Source organism: Aurantivibrio plasticivorans (assembly GCF_055392955.1).
Window position 1 is genome coordinate 3137385 of the sequence record NZ_AP036020.1, and the last position, 15146, is coordinate 3152530.

Genomic DNA, 15146 nt, shown 5'->3' on the forward strand with positions numbered 1-15146 from the left:
GACAAGAGAGGTTTTACCTCGCTCAAGTCACTTGAAATTAGGCCGATGAGGTTAATACTTGAGTATGGCAATAAGCGTCTTGAATGTTCAACCGACGCCCCTACTCACCCACTCACGAGACAAGATAGGCCACAGTGAAAGACATATACGAAACCATATCTGTCCCGTTTGTTAGCGAAGAGATGGTCGAACGCGCCGAAAACGACACCAAATCGAATATCGAAGAGCTATTAGAGGCAGAATTCGGCGAGTCGCATGAATTTATTATCACGCCCAATACCGTGCAGGTAGGGAGCACCACACTCATTGACCTCGATGCTGATGCCATTTTCGCTCAGACGCCTCCAAGCAAAAAAACCAAGCAAACTGACCCACATATTTTGAGGGACTTCGATCGACCCACGTTACCTGCTTCTGAAGATGCCATGGTGTTCACATCCAGGGTCATTGCTAATCGGCAAACACTGCGCATCGCTGTTCACTCCGACCTGGTTCAATTGTACCGGCCAGCGGTGAATTCTCTACTCGCGGATGTTAGAAGAAAAAGAGAGGATCACATTGAGGTAGATTTAGCTCGCTGCAAACATATTTCGTTGACCGGCATAGGCGTGTTGTTACTCATTAAGGAAAATTCACCCCATAAATGCGATGTAACCTTGAAGAACTGTGAGCCCGAAATTTATAAAAAACTCAGATGGGCAAATCTAGAATCGGCATTCACTATCAATACCAAAAAATCTACAACGCAGCCATAAAGTGTTTATAAAACTGCTTGGCAGTGCGCCCACTATGAGTGGCACGACTCAGCGCAAACTGTCTCGCCTCTTCCCTTACAGCTAACATATCGCCCTTGTATTCAGCGAAATAGTGATCAATTAACCCGAAATACTCTTCCCAAGAAAAAGGGTAAAAAGAAACCCATAAACCAAACCGGTCTGCCAGCGATAACTTTTCCTCAACTAGGTCACCATAATGTAACTCGCCATTAACGATAGCGACATCTTGGTTATCACTGCTATGTTCTGGCAGGAGGTGGCGGCGATTTGAGGTAGCGTAGAGTGCGATATTGTCCGGTGGAGATTCTATTGACCCATCCAACACGCTTTTTAAAGCTTTGTAACTGGTTTCCCCTTCGGCGAAAGACAAATCATCGCAGAAAATAATAAAGCGGTAAGAAAGCTCACGAATCTCATCGACAATCTCGGCGAGGTCAACCAGATCATCTCTATCAACCTCAACTATTCGCAACCCTCTGTCGGCAAACTTATTTAACAATGCTTTGACCAAACTGGACTTCCCGGTCCCCCTGGCGCCCCACATCAAGACATTGTTAACCGCAGCACCATTAACAAAGTTCACTGTATTCTCAAGGAGAAGGCGCTTTTGCACATCGATTTGTTTTAGGTCTTCCAACCCTATCGTGTCTATGTGCGTGACCGCTCGAAGGGTATGCGTTCGTGGACGCCAAATAGCGGCTTTGTGAATATGCCAATCAACTGTCATGAGACTCCCCTCTGCTCCAGTGCGAGCCGCTAGATGCTCGACAATGACCATTCTCGGAGTGTAAAGCAAAGGGAATTCTTCGGATAGGCAGGAATATCAGGGCAAGTATAAGCGCACAACCTTCAGGCCGAGAGAATGGATCGCGTTACATATCACCGATACGCTTTAGCAACGCGATAAGCTGTTGACGATCACTTTCTTCCCACTGACTAAACATCTCAGACTCAGCCTTGGCAACCATTGGAAAGCCCTTACGCATCAGCTCCTCGCCTTGCTCAGTCAGGTACAAGGCATAAGCTCGACGGTCAGTTGCATGTTTGCGGCGCTCAACTAGTTGACGTTTTTCAAACCGGTCAATGATCTCACCCAGCGTTGAGCGCTCAATGCCGTTGGCTTTCGCGAGGGCAGTTTGACTAACCCCTTGGTTATACTTGATCTTACTGAGTAAGCTAAATTGAGGCGGAGTGATTTTCAGCTCGTCTAATAGGGAAGCCATTTCTTGCCCCATTCGCATTTGCGCCCGTCGAAGCTGGTAACTCACCAAATCACCTAACATTCCCAAATAAAACTCTTCTGGTGCATTCGACGGTGGATACCCCTCCACCTGCTCGGCAACGGACTCTAGGTTCGCCACCCCATCACTTACAGCATTAGACATACCAATTACCCCAATTTATATTGCTCAAGACATCACCCACTACGGTGGCTATTTATTATTGTGAAACCTGATAGCCGTCATTAACTGGCGCATAGATTTAAGCAGAGCTTCCCAAGTCTTAATAGCGGAAACTGGCACAATTTTGCTAAGAGATGTTAATGAAAGTGAAATTGGACACTCAAGGTTCCGTTGCCGGTCTTGAATGGAAGCTCGATGGGGGCACCCTCACCTAACACAGACTCTGGATAATGATGCCCTAACATGACCTGAGGGCGCAGCAAACCGATATCCAAACCCTGCTCGGCATAGAGACGTTTGGCACCACCGCTAATCATGTTGGTAATCTCTCCAACACAATCCATAACTTGCGGTGTTATTTCGTCAACGTCATCCCCTAACATGTTTTTGACAATAGTGAATATTGTTTCTCTAGGGAAACTAACGGCAAGCCACCCTGCAACGGGCTGCCCTTCGAAGCTGATAAACCCTGTTACATCCCCCGCAAAAGACTTCGCAGAAGCAATTGACGGCTTTCCCGCATCCACATTCAAGAAAGCCATCGTCGACAAGACATTGACGGTGGCCTCCAACAAAGGGTTCACATAGTTAACATTCACGATTTGAACAGTACCTTTACAAGCGTTACAAGCACGCAGCGTTTGCTGCCAGGGATATTACACCAAGCGGGATATCCCTATAAGGCTAGACGCAAAACGCTCCTCGCTCAAATGGGTGCGCTTGAAATAATGGCAGGCGCCACTCAAGGAGACGCTATCAAGAATAAGAAAGGTTTGGCCCTAACCAACGCTCAGCCGTTTGCATATCCCACCCTTTACGATCGGCGTAGTCTTCAACCTGGTCTCGATCGATCTTGCCTAATCCAAAATACTGCGAGTCAGGGTGCGAAAAATACATACCAGAGACTGAAGCACCAGGCCACATCGCTAATGTTTCGGTTAGCTCGATACCGGTCAACTCCTTCGCATTGAGCAAATTAAATAACGTTGTTTTCTCCGTATGATCCGGCTGCGATGGATAACCCGGCGCAGGTCGAATACCGCGATAAGATTCGGCCACCAACTCTTCATTGGAATAGCTTTCCGATTCAGCGTACCCCCAAAAAGTTTTTCGCACTTGCTCGTGTAACCACTCAGCAAATGCTTCCGCTAATCTATCCGCGAGTGCTTTCAACATTATTTTGCTGTAATCATCGTGAGCAGCATCAAACGCTTGTGACTTTTCTACTTCACCAAAACCCGCTGTAACCACAAAACCACCAATATAATCTTTAACACCCGTATCTTTAGGTGCGACAAAATCAGACAAAGCAAAATTCGCTTTACCTGCTGGCCGAGGGGTTTGCTGACGCAGCGTGTAAAAAGTCGCAGCCTCTTCGCTTCGAGATTCATCCGTGTACACGTGAATGTCATCACCTACACTATTAGCCGGCCAAAAACCATAGACACCCTTGGCGGTCAACCATTTTTCATCGGCGATTTTTTTGAGCATAGCCTGTGCATCGTTGTACAAAGACTTTGCAGCCTCTCCTTTTTCAGAGTTCTCGAAAATCCTGGGGTACTTGCCTGCTATACCCCAGGTTGCAAAGAACGGTGTCCAGTCAATATAAGGGATCAACTCTTCTAAGTTCACAGCGTCCAACACATTCACCCCTGTAGATACCGGCACTGGGGGCAGATAATTATTCCAATCGAACAAGGCCGCATTGGTACGAGCATCGGCCAATGATAAACTTTTTCGTTTTGTTCGACCTTTCGCGTGATTGTCTGCAAGCTCTTCGTAGCTTTTTCGAATATCCGATTTGTATGCCGCGCGATCATCTGACAACAATTTCGATACTACGCCAACAGCTCGACTCGCGTCCCGGACGTATATCGCCTGGTCATTGGTGTAATGTGCGTTTATTTTGACTGCGGTGTGAATTTGACTGGTAGTCGCACCACCAATTAGTAGCGGCACCTTAAAATCTAAACGCTGCATTTCTTTTGCAACGTGTACCATTTCATCAAGGCTTGGCGTAATCAAACCGGACAAACCGATAATGTCAGCATTCTCCTTTTGAGCCACTTCTAAGATTTTTTGAGCTGGCACCATGACACCCAAGTCAATCACTTGATAGTTATTACACTGCAACACAACACCGACAATATTTTTACCAATATCATGCACATCGCCTTTAACGGTCGCCAAAATAACTTTACCTTCCGCCGGCGCATCCTCTAGACCGAGTTGACGCTTTTCTTCTTCCATGAAGGGCATTAGGTGCGCAACCGCTTGCTTCATAACGCGCGCTGATTTCACCACCTGGGGTAAAAACATTTTGCCTTCACCAAATAAATCACCGACCACATTCATACCATCCATTAACGGACCTTCGATGACATGCAGAGGCCTCTCGACCTCAAGACGTGCAACTTCGGTATCTTCAACGATGTATTGATCAATACCATTAACCAAAGCGTGAGTGATTCGCTCATTAACGCCAAGCTCTCTCCACGAGAGGTCTTGTACTTTTTTCTCAGTGCCTTGACCAAGGTACGCTTCAGCTGCTTCTAGCAGCTTATCGGTCGCGTCCGGATGCTTGTTTAGAATGACATCTTCTACCAAATCACGCAGCTCTGGCTTGATATCATCATAAACTAACAGCGCACCAGCATTAACAATCCCCATATCCATTCCGGCCTGGATAGCGTAATACAAAAAGACGGAATGCATCGCTTCGCGCACGTAGTTGTTGCCACGAAACGAAAACGATAAATTGGAGACCCCGCCAGATATGTGTGCGTAAGGCAGGTTTTCTTTAATGCGACGTGTAGCGTTAATAAAATCCATCGCATAATTGTTGTGTTCAGCTATACCTGTTGCCACAGCAAATACATTCGGATCAAAAATAATATCTTCAGGCGGAAAATTAATTTTTTCCGTAAGCAACTTGTAGGCGCGCTCACAAATTTCAAACTTTCGATCTTCCGTGTCTGCCTGGCCTGTTTCATCAAATGCCATAACAACTGCCGCAGCACCATAATTGCGAATTATTTTTGCCTGCTCAAGAAACTGGTCTTCACCTTCCTTCAAAGAAATGGAGTTGACAATCGTCTTGCCTTGCACGCATTTCAAACCGGCTTCTATCACATGCCATTTAGAAGAGTCGATCATAACGGGAACGCGAGCAATATCAGGCTCTGCCGCAAGCAAATTCAAAAATGTCACCATGGCATGCTCACTATCGAGCATCCCTTCATCCATATTGACATCAATTATTTGCGCACCACTTTCAACCTGTTGACGAGCCACCTCAATCGCCGTGGTGTAGTCGTCCGCCTCAATGAGCTTTCGAAAACGCGCAGAGCCGGTTACATTTGTTCGCTCACCGACATTAATAAACTGTTGTGCAGCATTCGCTGTCATAATAAATCTCTTAAATGTTTAGCCAAAGACAAAGGGTTCGATACCGGACAAGCGAGTTTTGACCGGCACTTGAGGCCGTTTACGCGGCTCATAAGGCGCTACCGCTTCGGCAATAGCTTTAATATGTTCAGGCGTGGAGCCACAACATCCACCAATAATATTGACCAAACCTTCTTTGGCCCAATCTGCGATTAAACCGGCCATTTCTTCCGGGGTTTGATCATACTCCCCCATCTCATTAGGTAATCCCGCGTTGGGGTAAACACTAATGTAACATTCTGCGAGAGGTGACACTTCTTGAACCGCCGGGCGCAACTGTTCGGCACCAAAGGAACAGTTAAAACCAACGGCAAAAGGCTGCAAGTGACGCACGGAATACCAAAACGCTTCCGGTGTTTGGCCCGACAAGTTGCGTCCAGAATAATCCGTAATCGTCCCAGAAAGGATGATGGGCAATTCGAAATCTTTCTCTTCGAACACCTTCCGCGCCGCAAAACCAGCTGCTTTGGCATTGAGAGTATCAAAAATGGTTTCTATTAAAATAATATCAGCACCGCCGTCGATCAATCCGCGCGTTTGCTCAGAATAGGCTTCGACCAGATCATCAAACGTAACAGCACGATATCCTGGGTTGTTCACGTCGGGTGATATAGACGCCGTTCTATTGGTTGGTCCGATTGCGCCTGCAACCCAGCGCGGTTTATCTGGTGTCTTTTCAGTCCAACGATCGGCGACTTCCCTGGCAATGCGCGCACCCTCTTTGTTGAGCTCGTAGACATACTCTTGCATGTCGTAGTCGGCCATCGCGATGGTCGTCGCGCTAAAGGTGTCGGTTTCAATAATATCTGCACCCGCCGCAAGGTAGGCATCATTGATATCATCAATGACATCCGGGCGAGTCAATATTAATGCGTCGTTATTCCCTTTAATATCTAAATGCCAATCGGCAAAGCGTTGACCACGAAAGTCCGACTCGCTCAGTTTGTATTGCTGCACACAGGTACCATGTCCACCATCCAATATGAGAATTCGGTCCTCTGCCGCCGCATAAAGTGCCGCAATTCGCTGTTCTCTGTTCATCATAAATCCTGATTAATTTAAGGGGTCGCTTTGCTTACCCTGGTCATTTGGTTATGGCTTTAATTGATTAGTTTTAGTCACGATTAACGCGATTTTGTCGGCCTCATTCCCAGCATGTGGCATATCGCATAGACTAGGTCAGCACGGTTTAACGTATAAAAATGGAACTCTGTAACGCCGTGATCGATCAAGTCCATGACCTGCTCTACCGCCACTGCTGCGGCGACCAGCTTGGCTGTTTCGGGGTCGTTTTCCAACCCTTCAAACCGTTGCGCCAACCAAGCGGGAATACTTGTCGCGGTTGCATCGCAAAATCGCTTAATTTGGCTAAAGTTATGAATCGGAATAATGCCCGGGACAATAGGTATTGTTATGTCTTTACTCTGCGCTTTATCTAAGTAACGATAAAAGAGGTCGTTATCAAAAAAGCTTTGAGTGATAGCCCTGCTGGCGCCGGCATCGACTTTTGCTTTCATCCAATCTAAATCACTATCGAGACTTGGGCTATCTGGGTGTTTTTCGGGGTATGCCGATACAGATACTTCAAAGTCCCCAATGGCTTTGATACCTTCTATAAGCTCCACACTACTTTGATAACCACCGGGATGAGCGGAAAACTGCTTACCCATTCCTTCAGGCGGGTCTCCGCGCAAAGCGACAATGTGACGAACACCGGCTTCCCAGTACGCTCGAATAACCTCATCGACTTCCTCTTTAGTTGCTCCCACACAGGTCAAATGCGCGGCAGGAGGCACAGAGGTTTCTTGGACTAGCCTCGATACAGTCGCATGAGTTCGTTCGCGAGTGGATCCACCCGCGCCGTAAGTTACCGACACAAAATTTGGCGACAAAGGCGCGAGACGTGCTATCGAGTCCCACAACGTCGTTTCCATTTTCTCCGTTTTCGGTGGAAAAAATTCGAATGAGACAGTTAGGTCATCAATATTAATATTGTGGCTTTTACGTTCGCGATTGAGCTGCGACCAATTCATTGTGTTGCTCCCAGAAACCTTGTTCTAAATAAAGTAGTGGCGTTGCCATGGCCTACCCTTCATTTTTGGGTAGTGGGACAAACGCAAAATGGGACAAATCCCACCGCAAAAACAAAATGTTCTTTGATGGGTTTTTTCCCACGCAGAAGTCTACAGTAGCGCATGGATTTTGCAATTGGTTACAACTTAAACCTAGGTATTTTAAAAGATTAGCGAGGAAAGTACGGCGCAAATTCCAGGCGACACAGCCAAGATACGTCGCAGACGAATGGTGAGACGTTATTGGATCAGGAGCGGGGGGTGGGAAAGGAAGAAGTAAACGCTCTTCGTTTTGAACAAAGAGCGTTCTTAGATAATTGTAGGGTTATTGGCGGCTACCGGTAAATGGGGCCCCACCCATGCCACCTAGGTCCATATCACCACTAATTGCGTCGCCATCTTGTTGGCCAGAATATGTAATCGTGAAACCTTGACCTTGGAAATCAACGGCGATGTTTAAGGTAAATTTACCGTCTTCGATAGAACCTTCTACTGGAGATTGACCCATACCGCCAGTATAAGTACCGGAAAGCTTGTCACCGTCTTGTGTTAATTCAAACACAGGATCAGTAGACGCTTGCGGTGAGTCGACTTTAATTAGCCACTTACCCGACATATCGGCAAAAACAGACGTACTGCAAACCATTGCAACGACTAAACCCATTATTTTAATTGCTTTCATAATTTCCCCATTAATTAGGCTCTGTGAATTTGAGTAGCGGGGATTCTAAGCCGCACAACTGTAAGGTGCAATTACAAACCTAGCGTTCTGCAAAAATTTACAATTCCTAATATTTCGATGATGCAGCGCCAGTGTGGCGACCTAATGAACTGTTTTAATGGCGTAAGCCGGGGGTTCAACTACAGTTAATTAATAGAAATAGGCACCGGCATAAACTGCCGAAAACTGCCAATTCCATAGCATCCTGACCCTAGTGGGCCCCTGTAACAATGGCGAAACCACACCAAGAACTGTTAACGAGCAACGGACCGCTCGATACCGCCTACCTATCCCTATCACGAGACTGGGATTTGTGGCAGGTACCGTTTTATGAAGCAGTAAAGCGAATTGATGAGGCAATCGTTGCGTCGTTAAATGTCAGCCGGGCTAGTGTGTGGCTATTAGATGAGCCAGGTGATTGCTTAGACCTTATCGACCTTTACTGTTCGTCCACGCAAACACATGCTCATGACGCCTCGCTTAAGCGTCCAGATTTTCGGCGCTATTTCGAGGCGCTTGATAGAACCCGCATTATCTCCGCTCACGACGCTCATACGCATCCCGATACTAGAGATTTATCTCCTGCTTATTTGAAGCCTAACGGTATTTTCAGCATGCTAGACGCCACCATCCGAAGTAAAGGAAAAGTGAGCGGGGTGATCTGTGTTGAGCAGGTTGGTGGCTCGCGCCTTTGGCACGAGTATGAGAAACGCTTTTTAGTTTCCATTGCCGACCTGCTAAGCCACCTATTAATTTATCGAGACACCATACTTGCCAAACAACATCTAGATAGGCTTAACGCCACACAACAAGCAATTTTAGATGCTGCCAACTACAGTATTATCTCTACCGACAAACAAGGCGTGATACGCAGCTTTAACGCCGCCGCTGAGCGCATGCTTGGCTACCGTGCCGAGGAGCTCGTCGACAAGTTCACCCCAGAAATTTTTCATGTTTCAGAGGAGCTTGATCAACGCATCGCGCAGTTATCCGTTGAGCTAAATCGCAAGATTCATCCACGTTTCACTGCATTAGTTGCAAAGGCCGCACTGGGAACTCCCGACGAAAACCGCTGGACTTATCGTCGCAAGGATGGATCCACTTTCACTGTTCTAGTATCGGTCACAGCAATTACTGATCGAGATCGAAACATTTCGGGGTTTCTTAGCATTGCTACTGATACCAGTGAAATTGACAACCTACAGTCAAGTGACTCCCGCTATAAAGCGCTAGTGGAAAGCGCGGGGGTTGGCATTCTAGTTATTGACAATGGGCTATTTATCGACTGCAACCAAGCATGTTTGGATTTATTTGGTTGCGCTCGCGAACAGCTAATTGGTGCGAAACCTTCAAAGTTTTCGCCTGAATACCAGGCAAATGGCGAAGATTCCAATACACTGGCATCAAAACTTATACAACGGGCATTGGAGAGAAGTGTAACTTTTGAGTGGGTTCACAGGCGGCTTGACGGTAGTCAATTTATCGCGGAAGTGACGCTTAATAAAATTCAAGGCCGAAGCAAAACCGGCATACTGGGAATCATAAAAGACATTACCTCCCGTAAAAAAGCGCAGCAAAATTATATAGAACAGCGCGAACTTCTCGAAGCAACATTAAATGCATTGCCCGGCTTCTATTACGTCATCGATTGCGACGGAAAACTTATTCACTGGAATCAAAATTTCGAAGAAACTCTCGGATACAATGAAGAAGAGATTTCAAACCTAACCTTCCAGTCGCTTATTCATCCCGACTACCACCTCCGGGTGACAAGTATAATTGAAGATGTGCTCAAAACAGGGCAGGAAGAGTTTGTCGAAATCCAACTACGCCACAAACATCAATCGTACGTTACCATGCTATCCGGCGGCTCGCGAATTGTTCAAAATGACCAAGCCCTATTTGTCGGCGTTTCTATTGATATATCCGCACGCAAAGCCATCGAAGAGCAACTGGCCAATTCTTCGCGTGAGATACTCAATCAAAACCGAAGCTTACAGTCCATATTCAATTTATCGAACCGACTGAACGGGCTTCGTAGCCCCGAGAGTATTGCCAATGAGGCCCTCACAGAACTCAACCACTGGCATCCAGATTGCACCGCTCAAGTCTTACTAATCAACCGTAAACGCAAGTCTACTATTGCCACGTACACCCAAGGAACGGAAGCAAAGAGTATTAACAGCGTTGACAACGACATTCTTTTCACGATTTTAGGTATTTCAAACGATGCGGGTAACGAATCAACCTTTTTCAAAGACGCATTGTCCAACCCGCTTTTAGCTCAAACAATAGCAGCGAACAAAACCAACACTCAGAGTATTGCCGCACTAAAGCTGGTTCATGGCGATAATATATTGGGCGCGCTAATTCTTTGGTTCAACGAGCCACAAAATTTCTATCAAGGTGAAAAAGAAACGTATATCGCCATCAGTAAAACAATATCCATGGCAATTGCCAACGCCGACTACGTCGCGGACATGTCGTATCGAGCCAATCACGACTCTCTGACTGAGCTGGCCAATCGAACCCTACTGCATGAAACATTCGATCATTGGATAAACAACCAACCTACCGATAACAGCGCTGCACTATTTCTGATTGATTTAGATCGTTTTAAAGAGGTCAATGATGCACTAGGTCATCATACCGGTGATCAACTATTAAAAATGGTTGCGTCACGCTTAGTCAGTATCTTTGAAGAAAGCGCACTCAACGATGAGTCAGACGTGCTGGTAGCGAGACTTGGCGGTGACGAGTTCGCACTGCTGCTTTGCGGCAACGAAAATAAGCGGAGTGTAGAGATCTATGCAAATCGAATCCTAAGCGCTCTAGAACAACCGTTTCACGTGATGAATATTGATATTCAGATCGGTGGCAGCATTGGCTTAGCGACTTTTCCCGAACACGGAAAAGATAGCCACGAATTATTGCGAGCTGCGGATGTCGCGATGTATAAGGCCAAACAAGATGGACTTGGCTTCGTACTTTACAACGCAAACTACGACCTACATACACCAGAGCGCTTACGTTTAATGAGCGACCTCCGCCAAGCAATTCAAGAGCGCCAGTTTGTTCTCCACTACCAGCCCAAATATGCCATTGGCTCATCACGGCATATTATCGGTTTTGAAGCGCTAGTTCGTTGGCAACATCCAGAATTAGGACTAATGTACCCCGACAGTTTTATCGCATTGGTCGAGATGACAGATCTCATCGTACCCTTTACCGACGTTATTATAGAAGCCGCCCTGTCCCAACAAGCGGCATGGAAAAAATCCGGTTATCGATTTTCGGTGGCGGTCAATTTGTCAGCGAGAAACTTAGTTGGAGACCATTGTTTTCATACCATCAAAAGCCTAATGGATCGCTTCGATACCAAGCCAGGTGAGCTCGACCTGGAAATTACGGAAACGGCTCTCATGCTCGACCCCGACCATGCCGTTGATTTGCTTCAACGAATTAGCCATTTTGGTGTCGCTGTTTCAATCGATGATTTTGGCACAGGATACTCCTCTCTTGCCTACTTAAGGCGATTACCGATAAAAGCATTAAAAATTGATCGCGAATTTGTGACCGATTTATGCACTAACCCGCAAGATGAGGTTATCGTTCGATCAACGATAGGGCTAGCCCACAACCTTGGCTTAGCCGTCGTCGCCGAAGGAATCGAAGATCAACAAACTCTCGACCTTCTCCATGAGCTAGGCTGTGATCAAGCCCAAGGTTACTATTTGTCCAAACCATTCCCGTTTTCGCACTTTGAAGATACCCTTCCGCTTCCTCTGTAAGCCCCCTGAGAAGTACCTCAACTTAAATTATTGCGACTCTCTTCAAAAAAATACTTTTTATTAAGATCAAATTGCCTCAGTGATTGTCTACAATCACATCCATTCAACATCGAAATGGTTATCAAAGGATTTTTATTATGTATCGAATTATCTTAAGCACCGCGTTGGCTCTATCACTCACAGCTTGCAGTACCTTCGACCCTTACACAGGTGAAAAAGAAGCCAGCAAAACAGCCACCGGAGCCACAATCGGAGCAGGTGTCGCGGCGGTGTTGGCGTACATCGGCAGCCGTGATGACGATAGTGACGTTCGCCGCCGTCGTATCCTAAAATCCGCTGCAGGCGGTGCCGCGATTGGTGGTGGAGTTGGTTACTATATGGACAGCCAGGAAGCCAAATTGCGTAAACAACTGCGTGATACAGGCGTAAGCGTCGTGCGTGAGGGGAACAATATCAACCTCATCATGCCGGGCAACATTACGTTCGCAACCGACAGCTCAGACATTCGCTCCGACTTCTATGAAGTACTAAATTCAGTCGTGCTGGTCATTAATGAATTTGACCAAACGCTCGTGGTCGTCGCTGGGCACACTGACAGCACAGGCTCCACCAGCTACAACCAAACCTTATCTCAACGTAGAGCCCAGTCTGTATCCCAATACTTCCTATCGAAAAACGTATTAAGTGACCGCTTAGAGAGCGTCGGGTTTGGTGAGAACCACCCCATTGCCGACAACACGACTGCTGCAGGACGCCAGCTCAACCGCCGCGTTGAAATCACCTTAGTGCCTGTTACCGAGTAATTCTCCTTATCTGCTAATAAGCCCGACGTTGGTCGGGCTACCTCCCCGTTATATTTGCCGCTGTAAAGACCTGTAAAAAAGCCCGCAAGAGCAATCCACGGTGATAGAGTTGTAGGCTTTGCCTACATAATCTGTTCACCTTTCCAGAGTAAGCCCCCTAAGGAGTAGACGTTGTTTAACCGTGACTTATTCGCTTGTTTAGCGACATTAAATGTACCCGCTAAATTACTTGGTCTTTTACTGATTGGCACTTGTACTGCCTACACAAGCAGCACACTTGCGCTAGAGGCAGCCGCTCAGCACCCTGGTGAAATCATATACAACCAATCCTGTGCCGCTTGCCACGACAACCCATCGGTCAGTAAAGCCCCCGGGAAAGATGCGCTGGAATCTATGCGCTTAGCGTCAATCAGCTACGCCATTAATGACGGCAAGATGAAGGCCCAAGCGTCTCATTTAAGCAGTGACCAAAAACTACAACTGATGGACTACCTAGTCGGGTCGGAAACAGTCGACGAAAGCTGGATCGATTCGATGATGTGCAGTAGCGATCGAAAAAATACCCATCTTTCTGAGAGCCCCACTGTTGCCAATTTCGGCTTCAACGCCGAGAACCACCGCTATATAAGCAGCACTAAAGCCGGTATAACAACGTCTGACTTCTCTAATCTAGAGGTCGCCTGGGTACTGGCGTTTCCCAAAGCAACAACCATGCGTTCTCAAGCTGCTTTGAGTGAAAACACCCTGTTTTTACCCGTTGCCGAAGCAGCCAAGGTATTCGCTATCGATGTTAGTGAATCGACGCCTTGCTTCAAGTGGGTCTATAGCGCAGCCATTCCACTACGATCTAGCGCTGCTATGGGTCAACTAAGTGACGGACGCCATGTGGTCGCCGTCGCAGACCAAGGGGCCAATGTTCATTTAATTGATGCTTCAAACGGTAAAAAAATATGGGTTCAGCACGTAGCTATTTCAGAATATTCGATGACCACAGGTACACCCATTATTGATAACGATCGAGTGTATGCACCATTGTCCCAATATGAAATCACGCAGGGCGCTCGGCCCGATCATACCTGTTGCACGTCCCACGGTGGTTTAACCGCGCTTGAGGGCAAAACAGGTGAAATCATCTGGACGGCACACACCATGCCTGCAGCTAAGCCAGTTCGCGATCGTGGCGATGGACAAATGATTTGGGGGCCATCCGGCGCGCCTATTTGGAACTCTCCCGCTATAGATACTAAACGCGGTGTCATTTACGTCGGGACGGGTGAGGCAACCTCAGAGCCTGCCCACGAAAACACGGATGCAATTCTCGCCATCGACATGAAAGACGGTTCGATTAAATGGAGCTTTCAGGCAACTGCCAATGACATTTTTCTCAATGGATGCGGGTATGGCAGTAAGAGTCTTAACTGTCCAAGAAAAGAAGATACCATCTCAAAAGATTTTGACTTTGGCGCATCTGTCGTGATCGCCACACTGCCATCGGGTAAAGAAGTCCTCTTTGCGGGACAAAAAAGTGGTGCCGTATGGGCGTTAGACCCAGACAAACAAGGCGAAGTGCTTTGGCAAACGAATCTAGGCGAAGGCTCTCCGCTAGGAGGGATTCACTGGGGCTTAGCCTATCACGGCGATACGGTCTACGCGCCCATTAACCGCCCATTTGGATTCCGCCCAGGTCCAAATGTCGATAAAAGTTTTAAGCCAGGAATGTACGCACTCAATGCAGACGACGGGAAAATCCAGTGGAAATTTGAGGCTGAGCCCGATTGCTCCGGTGACCGAAAACAAAGAATGCGAGGCTGCCAATTTAACATTGGTTTATCTGGCGCTCCAACACTGATCGGTGACGTCGTAGTGAGCGGAGGGCTCGATGGTTTCCTTCGTGCATTTGATGCTAAAACAGGAAAGGTGTTATTTCAGTTTGATACCGCTCAACAGTTTGACGCGATTAATGGTATCGAAGGAAATGGAGGATCAATTGACAATGCATCCATCATCGCCGGCAATGGTTATCTGTTCGTTAATTCTGGGTACGGTATGTTTGGAGAAGTCCCAGGGAATGTCATGATTGCATTTAAGGCAAAAAAAACACAATAAGCATACACAAGCAGTAGATGATCACTT

The 15146-nt window shown here is 47.0% G+C and carries 9 protein-coding genes and 1 pseudogene; 4 read left to right on the forward strand and 6 right to left on the reverse strand.

Going from position 1 to position 15146, the window contains the following annotated elements; translation table 11 throughout:
• Window positions 1-134: 134 nt before the first annotated feature.
• Entirely contained in the window at window positions 135-755 is a 621-nt protein-coding gene (locus tag ACZ5NB_RS14025) for an STAS domain-containing protein (protein ID WP_460234571.1), read from the forward strand.
• Here ACZ5NB_RS14025 and ACZ5NB_RS14030 read toward each other — a convergent pair.
• From ACZ5NB_RS14030 to ACZ5NB_RS14055, 6 genes and pseudogenes are all read right to left on the reverse strand, one after another.
• A complete protein-coding gene (locus ACZ5NB_RS14030) occupies window positions 739-1503 on the reverse strand; it encodes an ATP-binding protein (RefSeq protein ID WP_460234572.1) in 765 nt (254 codons plus the stop codon). The genes ACZ5NB_RS14025 and ACZ5NB_RS14030 overlap by 17 nt on opposite strands.
• A 145-nt stretch (window positions 1504-1648) precedes the next feature.
• Complete coding sequence (locus ACZ5NB_RS14035; protein WP_460234573.1) at window positions 1649-2161, reverse strand: MarR family winged helix-turn-helix transcriptional regulator; 513 nt, start codon at window positions 2159-2161, stop codon at window positions 1649-1651.
• A gap of 155 nt (window positions 2162-2316) precedes the next feature.
• Window positions 2317-2778, reverse strand: a complete 462-nt coding sequence (locus ACZ5NB_RS14040) for a chemotaxis protein CheX (RefSeq protein ID WP_460234574.1) — start codon at window positions 2776-2778, stop codon at window positions 2317-2319.
• A 157-nt stretch (window positions 2779-2935) separates the two neighbouring features.
• Window positions 2936-6670: pseudogene (metH, locus tag ACZ5NB_RS14045) on the reverse strand (methionine synthase).
• A gap of 80 nt (window positions 6671-6750) precedes the next feature.
• A complete protein-coding gene (gene metF / locus ACZ5NB_RS14050; protein ID WP_460234575.1) occupies window positions 6751-7659 on the reverse strand; it encodes a methylenetetrahydrofolate reductase [NAD(P)H] in 909 nt (302 codons plus the stop codon).
• A 364-nt stretch (window positions 7660-8023) separates the two neighbouring features.
• Window positions 8024-8380 carry a hypothetical protein gene (locus ACZ5NB_RS14055; protein ID WP_460234576.1) on the reverse strand — a complete coding sequence of 119 codons (357 nt, stop codon included), beginning with the start codon at window positions 8378-8380 and terminating at the stop codon, window positions 8024-8026.
• Between the two features lie 269 nt (window positions 8381-8649).
• Here ACZ5NB_RS14055 and ACZ5NB_RS14060 point away from each other — a divergent pair, with 269 nt between their 5' ends.
• The 3 genes from ACZ5NB_RS14060 (at window position 8650) to ACZ5NB_RS14070 (ending at window position 15119) form a co-directional block, all read left to right on the forward strand.
• The gene (locus tag ACZ5NB_RS14060; protein ID WP_460234577.1) at window positions 8650-12210 is read left to right on the forward strand and encodes an EAL domain-containing protein; all 3561 of its coding nucleotides are present in this window, start codon (window positions 8650-8652) and stop codon (window positions 12208-12210) included.
• 137 nt (window positions 12211-12347) lie between these two features.
• Window positions 12348-13013: a YiaD family glycine zipper/OmpA-like lipoprotein gene (locus tag ACZ5NB_RS14065; protein ID WP_460234578.1), complete on the forward strand. Its 666-nt coding sequence runs from the start codon at window positions 12348-12350 to the stop codon at window positions 13011-13013.
• 171 nt (window positions 13014-13184) lie between these two features.
• Window positions 13185-15119 (forward strand): outer membrane protein assembly factor BamB family protein, encoded by a 1935-nt coding sequence (locus ACZ5NB_RS14070; RefSeq protein ID WP_460234579.1) that lies wholly within the window; start codon window positions 13185-13187, stop codon window positions 15117-15119.
• Window positions 15120-15146 lie beyond the last annotated feature (27 nt).

Excerpts from the sequence above, each read along its gene's own strand:
- ACZ5NB_RS14030 (WP_460234572.1), bottom strand. The coding sequence starts at position 1,503 with ATGACAGTTGATTGGCATATTCACAAAGCCGCTATTTGGCGTCCACGA.
- ACZ5NB_RS14035 (WP_460234573.1), bottom strand. The coding sequence starts at position 2,161 with ATGTCTAATGCTGTAAGTGATGGGGTGGCGAACCTAGAGTCCGTTGCC.
- metF (WP_460234575.1), bottom strand. The coding sequence starts at position 7,659 with ATGAATTGGTCGCAGCTCAATCGCGAACGTAAAAGCCACAATATTAAT.
- ACZ5NB_RS14055 (WP_460234576.1), bottom strand. The coding sequence starts at position 8,380 with ATGAAAGCAATTAAAATAATGGGTTTAGTCGTTGCAATGGTTTGCAGT.
- ACZ5NB_RS14060 (WP_460234577.1), top strand. The coding sequence starts at position 8,650 with ATGGCGAAACCACACCAAGAACTGTTAACGAGCAACGGACCGCTCGAT.
- ACZ5NB_RS14065 (WP_460234578.1), top strand. The coding sequence starts at position 12,348 with ATGTATCGAATTATCTTAAGCACCGCGTTGGCTCTATCACTCACAGCT.